Origin of the sequence: Actinomadura sp. KC345, assembly GCF_004348515.1 — a bacterium.
GTDB lineage: Bacteria > Actinomycetota > Actinomycetes > Streptosporangiales > Streptosporangiaceae > Spirillospora.
This window is the reverse complement of sequence record NZ_SMKH01000297.1, coordinates 1-9547: the sequence shown is the minus strand read 5'-3', so window position 1 is coordinate 9547 and position 9547 is coordinate 1. Positions and strand designations below refer to the sequence as shown.

Sequence of the window (9547 nt, the reverse complement as noted above, 5' to 3'; positions counted from 1 at the left end):
GTCCATGTCGTGGTGTGGCGGATAAGGTGCCCGGGTGCGAGTGGTCGTTACAGGGGCGGCGGGGTTCGTCGGGGGGCATGTGGTCGATGCGCTCTCGGCCGCCGGGCACGAGGTGCTCGCCGTCGACGCGCCCGAGCGCTCGCTCGCGCCCGGGGTCGCGCGGCGCAGGTGGGCGGATCTCGCCTCCACGGCGGGCGTCGCCGCCGCCGAGGTCGATCTGGCGGTGGACGATCTCGACGCCGTCGCCGCCTCGGATGTCGTGGTCCATCTCGCCGGACGTCCCGGCGTGCGCGACTCGTGGGGTGCCGAGAGGGCCGTCGTGCGGGACAACGTCCGGGCGACGAGGCGGCTGCTCGCGGCATGCATGGGGAGGCCCGCGACGCTGCGGCCGAAGGTCGTGGTCGCGTCCAGCTCGTCGGTGTACGGGTCGGCGGGACGGCGGCCGAACCGGGAGGGCGATCCGCTGAACCCGGCGAGCCCCTACGCGGCCAGCAAGGTCGAGGTGGAGCGGCTCGCGGAGGCCGCCGCGGGCGACGGGCTGCGGACGGTTCTGCTCCGCTACTTCTCGGTCTACGGGCCCCGGCAGCGGCCCGACATGGCGTTCTCCCGGTTCGTGGAGACGGCGCTGGACGGGCGTCCGCTCCCGGTGTTCGGGGACGGGCGCGCCTCGCGAAGCTTCACGCACGTCCGGGACGTGGTGGCGGCGACGCTGGCGGCGGCGGCCGAGGACCTGCCGCCGGGCATCGCCGTCAACGTCGGCCACCACGAGCCCGTGGCGGTCCGGGACGCGATCGCGACGCTGACCGGGATCCTGGGCGTCCACGCGGAGATCCGGCGGGAGGCGCCGGTGGCCGGTGACGCGGCGCGGACCTGGGCCGACGCCGGGCGCGCCAGGGAGCTGCTCGGCTGGACCGCCACGACGGGGCTGGCGGAGGGGCTGGCCGACCAGATCGCCTGGCACCGCGCCGTGCGCGGGGAGGTGCGCGTCGGGTGAAGCACAGGGCGGCGTATCTCGCGTTCGACCGGTTCCCGTCGAGCAAGGGGTCGGCGGTGCACATCGCGCAGATGGCCGACGAGCTGTTCACGCGGTTCGAGGGCGGTCTGCTCGGCGTCATCGGCGGCGGTGACCTGCCCCGGTACCAGCGGGAGGGGACGCGGGAGATCGCGCGGTTCGACGCGCGGGTGCCGAACCTGATCGACCGCGCGGAGGCGTACTCCGGATGGGTCGCCGATCATCTGGAGCCGCACCTCGGGACGCTGGAGGTCTGCCACGTCCGCGACCCCTGGAGCGCGCTGCCGGCCGTCCCGGACGGACGGCGCCACAAGGTCGTCTACGAGGTCAACGGGCTGCCGTCCATCGAGATGAGCCACACCTGGCCCGGGGCCGCGCCCACGACGCTCGGCAAAATCCGCGAACTGGAGCGGTACTGCCTGGAGCGCAGCGACGCGGTCGTGGTGCCGTCCCGGGTGATCGGGGACGCCGTGCGCGGCCTGGGCGTCCCGGAGAGCAGGATCCATCTGGTGCAGAACGGGGCCGAACCGCCCGGCGCGACCGGGCGGCCGGAAGGCGCCCCGGCCCGGTACCTCGTCTATGTAGGCGCGTTGCAGCCCTGGCAGGGCTTGGACGTGCTGCTGCGCGCGTTCGCCAGGCTCGCGGATCTCGACGATCTGCGGCTGGTGGTCTGCGCGTCCGTCCCGGAACGGCGGGCCAGGCCGGTACGGCGGCTGGCCGAGCGGATCGGGGTGGGCGAGCGGATCGACTGGCGGTTCGAGCTGCCGCACCACGAGGTGGCGGCGTGGCTGGCGCACGCGGAGGTCTCGGTGGCCCCGCTGACGGGCTGCGCCCGCAATCTCGACCAGGGCTGCGCGCCGCTGAAGGTGATCGAGTCCATGGCGGCCGGGGTGCCGGTGGTGGCCTCGGACCTGCCCGCCGTGCGGGAGCTGATGGCGGACGGCGAGCACGGCCGGCTCGTCCCGGCGGACCGCCCCGCCGAGCTGGCCAGGGCCGTCCGGGTCCTGCTGGAATATCCGGAGGAGGCCGCCTCGCTGGGACGCGCGGGCCGGCGGCGGGTCGAGGAGACCCTGACCTGGGCGCGCTCGCGCGCCCGCCTCGCCGAGGTCTACCGGACGGTCACGGGACCGGCCGCCGAAGAACGGGTGCGATAGGTGGTTCGTCATGTTCTGGCGTAAGCAGAAGGCCGCCATCGGGCGGTTCCATCCGCTGCACGCGACGCTGACGCTGGAGCAGGCGTTCTCGGTCGCGCTGCGGCGGGACGAGTGGGAGCCGGTCATCCAGAGCCTCGCCCAGCACGAGGCGGCCGGGATCCGGCGGCGCAGATGGAGGCTGCACGAGCGCGTCCCGGGCACCCTGGTCCCGATGCTGCGGGTGCTGGCGGCCGATATGACGCCGGACGGGACGCTGTCGGTGGCGGCGGACATGCGCGGCCCCAAGGTGCCCGAGAAGAAGGGCGACACCCATCCGGTGCCCGCCCGGCCGCCGATCACGTCGATGAAGCAGTGGTACGTCGTCGACCCCTGGCTGCGGATGCGGGCGGAGCTGCGGGACGGCAGCGTCCTGGAGCTGTCGGTGACCGACCGGATCCGGCACCGCAAGTACCGCAAGCGCAACCCCCGGGGCAAGATCAAGTTCAAGAGCAAGTCCAAGACGGTGCAGTTGCTGAGGGTCACGCGGCGGCTGGCGAAGGACGCGGTCGTCCAGCGGCCGGAGACGCCGCCGCCGGGCCGCATCAAGGTGCAGTCCAAGCAGGGCAGGCGGCTGGTGATCCGGGCGTCCGGGAAGTGGAACGGGCCGGAGGAGAACGGATCGGCGGTCCGCCGGATCCTGAACGTGTCGACCGAGCCGTTCCGGTGGACGCCGCCCGGCGCTCCCCCGAGGAGGAGCAGATGAACCGCTGTTCGATGACCACCGGCTTCTTCGTCCTGGGGCGCTGCGGGCGGCCTGCGGTGGCCGCGTGCCCGCACTGCGGGCAGGCCGTGTGCGCCGAGCACGCCGGTCCGGACGGCACCTGCCCCGGATGCGCGGCGGCCCAGGGGTACGAGGCGCAGGATCCGCACGACCCCTCCTGGGCGGAGGGCTACCGGCGCCGGTACTACCACGGCAGTTCGCGCGAGTACCGCGACGCCTCCTGGTACGCGTCGTTCGACGAGTACGACCGCGGGGCGTTCAACCCGGGCGACCAGTACTCCTACGGCGGCGGTGACTGGGGCGCCGACGACGACACCGGGTTCGTGGACAGCTGATGCCGGAACGCCCACCGCACCGCGTCCTCTGGATCACCGAGCACTACCCGCCGAGCCGGGGCGGGATGTCGCAGTCGTGCGACCGCATCGTGCGGGGGCTGCGCGCGTCCGGGGTCGAGGTCGACGTCGCGCACCTGACCCGCCGCGCCCGCCCGTGGGGCGTCACGCGCGAGCACGGCGGGCGCCTGCTGTCCGCGCCGCTCGGCGACGACCACGAGCACGCGCTGCGCCGGCTGTGGACGGCCGTCACGGCCGAGAACCTCACCGGCTACAGCCACGTGGTCGCGTTCGGCGGCACGTACGCGATGCTCGCCGCGCCCGTCCTGTCCGCGCTGCTGGAGGCGCCGCTGATCACGCTCCTGCGCGGCAACGACATCGACGTGGGGGCGTTCTCGATGCGGCGGCGGGGCGTGCTGGCGGACGCGCTGAGGGCCTCGTCCCGGGTGTGCGTCGTCGCCCGCTCGCACGCGCCGCTGGTGTCCGCGCTGGCTCCGGGCGCCGCGGTCGCCCACGTCGCCAACAGCGTCGACGCCGGGCAGTGGCGGATCCTGCCGTCCGAGCGGGAGCGGGGCCGCGCCTGGCGGGAGAGGAACGTCCGGCCGGGACGCCGGACGATCGGGCTCATCGGCCAGCTCAAGGTCAAGAAGGGCGTCGGCTTCTTCCTGGACGCCCTGGCCGCGTCCGGGCACGCCGAGGCGTTCCATCTGCTGCTGGTCGGCGAGGTGGAGGAGTCCGTGACGGAGCGGCTCGCGGGGAGCGGGGTACCGCACTCGTCCATGCCGTTCCTGGAGCGCTACGACCTTCCGGCCGTCTACGCGAGCTGCGACCTGGTCGCGCTGCCCTCCTTCTACGACGGGATGCCGAACGTCGCGCTGGAGGCGGCGGCGCTCGGCGTCCCGCTGATCGCCTCGGACGCGGGCGGCCTCGCGGACGTGGCCGACGACGAGATCGGGTTCGCCTTCCCCGCCGGCGACGCGCACGCCTGCCGCTCGGCGATCGACCGGGCCGCGCGGGCGGGCGACGAGGAGCTGGCGAAGCTCGGCGCGGCGGGCGCGGAACGCATCGGCCGCGATTTCACCCCCGCCGCCGAGACCGCCGGCTACCTGGCCGTCCTCGACGCGGTGCGGTGATCCTCTGCTACGCGTCCGGTGACGGGCTGGGCCACCTGACCCGGCTGCGGTCCGCCCTGCACACGCTGCGCCTGGACGGGCCCGTCACCGTGGTGACCGGGTCGCCGTTCGCCGGTGACGCGCGTGTCACGGGCGGCTGGCAGGTCGTGCGGAGCGCCCCCGGTACCGCGGGGCCCGCGCCGGACGAAGTGATCGTGGACGCGTTCCCGGCCGGCCTCAAGGGCGAACTCACCCGGGGCCGCATCCCGCCCGGCGCCCGCGTCACGCATCTGGCGCGGCTGCTGCGCTGGGACGTCTACGCGCCGACGCTGCCCGCCGATCCTCCGCGTTTCGACCGCACGTTCGTCCTCGAACCGCTGGCCTCCGGGCACGAGGCGTACCTGCGCGGCGTTTCGGACGAGCTCCTGCCGCTGGCGCTGACCGACCCCCCGTCAGAGCCGGTCGACGCGGACGGCTGGCTCATCGTCCACAGTGGGCCGGAACCGGAGACGCTCGAACTCGTCGCCTACGCACACGACCTGGCGTCCGTTGAGGGCGTCCGCCCGCCTATGACGCTGGTGTCACCCCAGAGGCCGGACGGTCTGGCCCCCGAGGTCAGGCACCTGGACGTCTATCCCGCCTGCCGCCCCGGTCCGAACGTCGAACGGATCGTGACCGCGGCCGGTTTCAACGCCGTCCGGCAGTTCGCGCCTTGGCGCGCCATCCACCGCATGCTGCCGTTCCCCCGCAGCCTCGACGACCAGTTCACCCGCGCCGCCCGCGCCAGAGACCCGCGTTTGAGGTAGGGCCGCTAGAAGTACGTGGACGTCAGGTCACCGGTCGGCCAGGTCTTCACCGCGTTCGCCGCCTTATGCAGGAGCGAGTCGATGGCGCCGTAGCTCGGGGCGTCGCCCTCCTGGCGCTGGTCGAACAGGGCCGCCCATGCCAGGCCGTCGTACCGGCGGACCAGGATCGTGTACGTCCCCGGCAGGCTGCCGGTGTGCCACGTGTTGATGCCGCCGGTGACGTGCCGGACATGCCACCCGCACCCGTAGTACGACCCGTTGTCCTCGATGCCCGTCTCCGGCTCGGCGAAGGCCTTCTTGATGGCCGACGAGCCCAGGACGGGCGTACCGCCGTCGTAGATGCCCGCGAAGCGGGTCAGGTCCATGGCGGTGGCGAGCCATCCGCCGTGGGAGTCCATGTTCTCCAGGTTCCAGGCGCCGTAGGGGGAGGGCACCTTCGTGCCGCTGTTGTCGAACACGGTCGTCCCCGTGTAGCCCGAGTAGTACGGGACCTCGCCGCCGGCCTCCGTCAGCGTCCGGCCGAGGCGCATCCGCGTGATGTCGCGCGGCGCCAGCACCGCCTGGCGGACGTACGTCTCGTACTTCTGCCCGGTCACCTTCTCGATGATCCTGCCGAGCAGGAGGTAGCCGTAGTTGGAGTAGGCGTACCGGTCCCCGGGCGCGTGGTCGAGCGCGCTCGCCGACACGTACTTCATGATGTTCGCCTGCGACACCGGCAGCGAGACACCGAGGGTCTGGGCGATCTTCGCGTCCTGGAACATCGGGTCCGGCGTGACGCCGCGGTCCCAGCCGCCGAGGTGCTGCAGCAGCCGCAGGACGGTGACGTCCTCCAGCCGCGGATCGGCGGACGTGGACAGCCCGAGGAGCGTCGCCGCCCGGTCGGTGAGCTTCAGCTTCCCGTCCTGGACGAGGCGGAGCACGGCCGTCGCGGTCGCCGGCTTGGAGAGGCTGGCGACGCGGAACAGCGACGTCGGCTGCGTGGTGAGGCCGTCGTCGTCGGTGTAGGTGTAGCCGCGCGACAGGACCAGCTTGCCCTTGCGGACGACGGCGAGCTGCCCGCACGGGATGTTCCGCTCCTGCATGAAGCTCTTGAGCGTCGAGTCGAAGCTTCCGAGGCCCGCGAGGGCCTTGCCCTTCACGCGCCAGGAACGGTCCGCCGCGGCCTTCGCGGCGGTCTTGACCGACCCCGCCGAGCAGCCGGCGAGCAGCACCGGGGCGGCCGCCAGCCCCGCCGCCTTGCCGAAGTCCCTCCTGGTCAGCTCCACCATCGCGTCCCCCTGAGATCGCTGCCCGGCACGTCCCACACGCCGGCCGACGAAACGGCCGACGACCGAAATACAACGATCAGGAACCCTAGTGCAGGTTGATCTTCAAGGGGCGCGGATCGGGGAATCGCTAGGCGGGGAGGCGGAGATCGAACTCGATCTCCACGTCGTCGGCGAGCCTGAGGGCGCCGAAGAACGCGGAGTACGGCTTGATGCCCCAGCGGCTCTGCGTCACGGTGAGACCGCCTCGCACCCGGTCGCCGTCCAGGGCGGCCCGGACCCGCACCGGCTTCACCCGCCCCATGATCGTGAGGTCGCCCTCGATCTCCCGTTCTCCGGAGATCCCGGTGGAGGCGAACGTGATGTGCGGGTAGCGCCGGACGTCCAGCACCTTGCGCAGGTTCTTCTCGATCTCCGCACGGTCCTCGCCGGTCAGGGGCTTCACGCCGCCGGTGCCCTCCCGGACCTCCAGCGCGTCCACCTCGACGGTCACCTCGACCGACGAGCCGTCCAGCGGCTCGCGGGCCTCGACCGCGGCCTTCCACCGCGTGGCCTCGATCGTCAGGTCGTGCCCGGCCCGCCGTCCGAGCCCGCTCCGGCCCGTCCTGACCAGCAGCCGCCCGTCGTCCGGGCCCAGCTCGTACGTTCCTTCTCGTACCGCCATGCCCTCACCCTGTCACGCGCGCCGGGCGCACTCCTGACGGGCCCTGGGCGGACGGCTCACACGCAGTTCACCCTGGGCTGCGGGCGGTACTCGGTGTGGAACTTCTCACGGCGGATCTTCCGGCCGTCGTCGAGCAGCGTCCGCCAGACGTCGATCTTGAAACCCTTGCGGCCGGCCATGGGAACGCACGTGCGCCCCCGGCCCACGCCCGTCCCGTACGCCTTCACCCCGTACCGTCCGGACGTCTTCGACGTCACCTGGTACCTGCGTTCGCCGTACAGGCCGACGGTCAGCGACGACGCCGTGGAGGAGACTCGGATCCGCACGGGCCGCTCCGTGTCGTTCCGCCACGTGAAGTCGAGTTCCGGGTAGGAGACGGCGGCCTCGCGCCCTTCCGGGTACTCCGGCATGTACATGGTGTGGGCCCGCGACTTCCGGATGTCCAGCCCGGCCTGGAACACCGCGTTGAACAGCGTCGAGGACAGCTGGCAGATGCCGCCGCCCACGTCGTTCACCATTCGCGAGCCCATGATGGCCGGGGCGGGCACGTAGCCGCGGCTCCTGGTGCGCGGCCCGACCACGCCGTTGAACGAGAACGTCCGGCCGGGCGCGACGATGTGCCCGTTCAGCATCTCGGCGGCCAGCTCGATGTTGCGGACCCGGGGCTCCCCCGGAGTGAACGTCGTCGTGTAGCTGCTCATCGGCTGCTCCCGCGCGACGGCGCCCGTCCTGCCCGAGCTCGCCGCACCGGTGCCCGAGGCCGCCGAGCCGGTCGCGGGCTTCTCCCCTGACGACCCGTCCGGCGGACCCCCGCCGCGGACGGCCAGCGTCGCCGCGTCCGGCTCCCGGGGCACGCCCAGGTAGGCGCCGAGCAGAAGGCCGGTCGTCGCCAGCGCTCCCGCCACGAGCGGCCACCACTGCCGGACGCACTCGCCCATCTTCGGCTGGCGCCCGAGGCGCTTCGACCGACGGCGATGACGGTTCGCACGTGCTTCGTGACGCTCCGTAGCGCCTCCATGGCGTCGTCGGTTCCGGCCAGGCCGGGTCCGGCTCACAGATCACACCCCCCGAGGATCCTCCAACGGATCCTGCAACGGACCTTGCCGCTCCCCCGCGGCCGACGCCCGGCCTTTTACTCGAAGAAGACGAACCTCTGAACAGCCGATCGTCCGGCCGGTGGCGCGGGACCGGCCGGACGGTCGGGGCTCGCCGGGAGCCTTCAGCGGGCGCGGGCGCCCTCGCGCAATCGCTCGGGGTCGATCTCACGACCCGGCCGCCTGCGCAGGTACTCGGCTTCGAGCTGGTTCATGCGGCGCGTGTGCTCCCCGTAGGCCTGGTCGGCCGCGTGCCGGAGGGCGTCGAGCCTCGTCTGGTACAGGTGGGCCAGCTCACGGAACAGGTCGTCGTCCGTGAGGTCGCCGGGGTCGACCCCCATCGTGGTGCCATGGTGCGTCATGTCCGGTTCCCCTCCTGCGCGGGCGTCCCGTCCCCTACCCGGTCGCCGCGCGGCGAATCGTGCGTTTCCTGTGCCCGGCCCACCCCGGCCAGGCCGCTGCGGGTGATCAAGGCCCGGAGGCCGGGCGGAGGACGGTGAGCGCGCCCGCGTGCTTGCCGAAGCGCAGCGCGGCGGGCAGCGAGGACACCTCGCCGTCGCGCGAGACCCGTAGGCCGCCGGACGGCGACGTCACCTCCAGGCCGCCCGCCCGCCAGGCGCGGTAGCCGGGCGTGATGTGCAGGTGACCGGCCATGATCGCAGCGAGCGCGCGGACGCGGGGGACGCGGCGCCCGGTGGCGACCATCCGGATGTCGAGCCGCCCGTCGTCGAGACGTTCGCGCCAGTTGGGCGCCGCCCCGCGCGCCCCGTAGACGCAGTTCCCGACGAACGCCAGCCAGACGTTGCGCCTGCGGCCGTCCACGACCACTTCGAGGGGCTCGGAGTGCCGCAGCGTGCGGGCGGCGGCGACGGCGAGCGCCGGCCACCTGCCGATCCGCTTCTCCAGCCGCTCCCGCCGGTCCACCATCTCGGTGTAGGCGCCGAAGGCGGCGGTGTTGAGGAACAGGTGCTCCTCGTCCCGCCCGGCCTCACCGGTCTCCGGTGTGACGTACGCGACATCCACGCGGCCGAGCCGCCCGGCCCGGTAGGCGGCGACCGCGTCCGTCACGGACTCCAGGCCGAGCGCGCGGGCGAAGTGGTCGAAGGTCCCGCCGGGGACGACCAGCAGCGGGACGCCGTGGTCCAGCGCGGCCCGCGCGCCCGCGTTGACGGTGCCGTCCCCGCCGACGACGGCGAGGACGCCGCCCTGCCCCGCGGCCTGCTCGGCGGCCTTGCCCAGCACCTTGTCGATGTCCTCCTCCGGGCCGGACCGGACGACCTCCACCGCAGGCAGCTCCCGTTCGAGCACCTCGATCGCGATCTCGGCGCGGCCCGGCAGTATCCCGGCG

At 73.3% G+C, this 9547-nt stretch carries 11 protein-coding genes; 6 read left to right on the top strand and 5 right to left on the bottom strand.

The annotated features are described in order from the left end of the window. The first annotated feature begins 34 nt into the window (after window positions 1–34). From E1281_RS32835 to E1281_RS32810, 6 genes are read left to right on the top strand one after another with little or no spacing between them, the layout of a single operon-like run. On the top strand, window positions 35–994 hold the full coding sequence (locus tag E1281_RS32835) for an NAD-dependent epimerase/dehydratase family protein (RefSeq protein WP_243717662.1): 960 nt from the start codon (window positions 35–37) through the stop codon (window positions 992–994). Beyond that, on the top strand, window positions 991–2166 hold the full coding sequence (locus tag E1281_RS32830) for a glycosyltransferase family 4 protein (protein WP_131883603.1): 1176 nt from the start codon (window positions 991–993) through the stop codon (window positions 2164–2166). Before E1281_RS32835 ends, E1281_RS32830 begins: the two co-directional genes overlap by 4 nt. A gap of 10 nt (window positions 2167–2176) precedes the next feature. Further along, window positions 2177–2908, top strand: coding sequence for a hypothetical protein (locus tag E1281_RS32825; protein WP_131883602.1), 732 nt, complete (start codon window positions 2177–2179; stop codon window positions 2906–2908). Continuing rightward, a complete protein-coding gene (locus E1281_RS32820) occupies window positions 2905–3261 on the top strand; it encodes a hypothetical protein (RefSeq protein WP_131883601.1) in 357 nt (118 codons plus the stop codon). The genes E1281_RS32825 and E1281_RS32820 overlap by 4 nt, the downstream gene beginning before the upstream one ends. Continuing rightward, the gene (locus E1281_RS32815) at window positions 3261–4391 is read left to right on the top strand and encodes a glycosyltransferase family 4 protein (RefSeq protein WP_131883600.1); all 1131 of its coding nucleotides are present in this window, start codon (window positions 3261–3263) and stop codon (window positions 4389–4391) included. The genes E1281_RS32820 and E1281_RS32815 overlap by 1 nt, the downstream gene beginning before the upstream one ends. Beyond that, complete coding sequence (locus tag E1281_RS32810) at window positions 4388–5176, top strand: hypothetical protein (protein WP_131883599.1); 789 nt, start codon at window positions 4388–4390, stop codon at window positions 5174–5176. Before E1281_RS32815 ends, E1281_RS32810 begins: the two co-directional genes overlap by 4 nt. A gap of 5 nt (window positions 5177–5181) precedes the next feature. On the opposite strand, the gene E1281_RS32805 is transcribed toward E1281_RS32810, so the two are convergent. From E1281_RS32805 to E1281_RS32785, 5 genes are all read right to left on the bottom strand, one after another. Beyond that, a complete protein-coding gene (locus E1281_RS32805; RefSeq protein WP_131883598.1) occupies window positions 5182–6444 on the bottom strand; it encodes a serine hydrolase domain-containing protein in 1263 nt (420 codons plus the stop codon). Between the two features lie 127 nt (window positions 6445–6571). Next, window positions 6572–7105 (bottom strand): YceI family protein, encoded by a 534-nt coding sequence (locus tag E1281_RS32800; RefSeq protein WP_131883597.1) that lies wholly within the window; start codon window positions 7103–7105, stop codon window positions 6572–6574. A 56-nt stretch (window positions 7106–7161) separates the two neighbouring features. Then, on the bottom strand, window positions 7162–8043 hold the full coding sequence (locus E1281_RS32795) for a VanW family protein (RefSeq protein ID WP_131883596.1): 882 nt from the start codon (window positions 8041–8043) through the stop codon (window positions 7162–7164). 281 nt (window positions 8044–8324) lie between these two features. Next, window positions 8325–8561, bottom strand: coding sequence for a DUF6158 family protein (locus E1281_RS32790; protein WP_243717661.1), 237 nt, complete (start codon window positions 8559–8561; stop codon window positions 8325–8327). 106 nt (window positions 8562–8667) lie between these two features. After that, a partial coding sequence (locus tag E1281_RS32785; RefSeq protein WP_279433674.1) for a diacylglycerol kinase family protein occupies window positions 8668–9547 on the bottom strand: 880 nt, incomplete at its 5' end.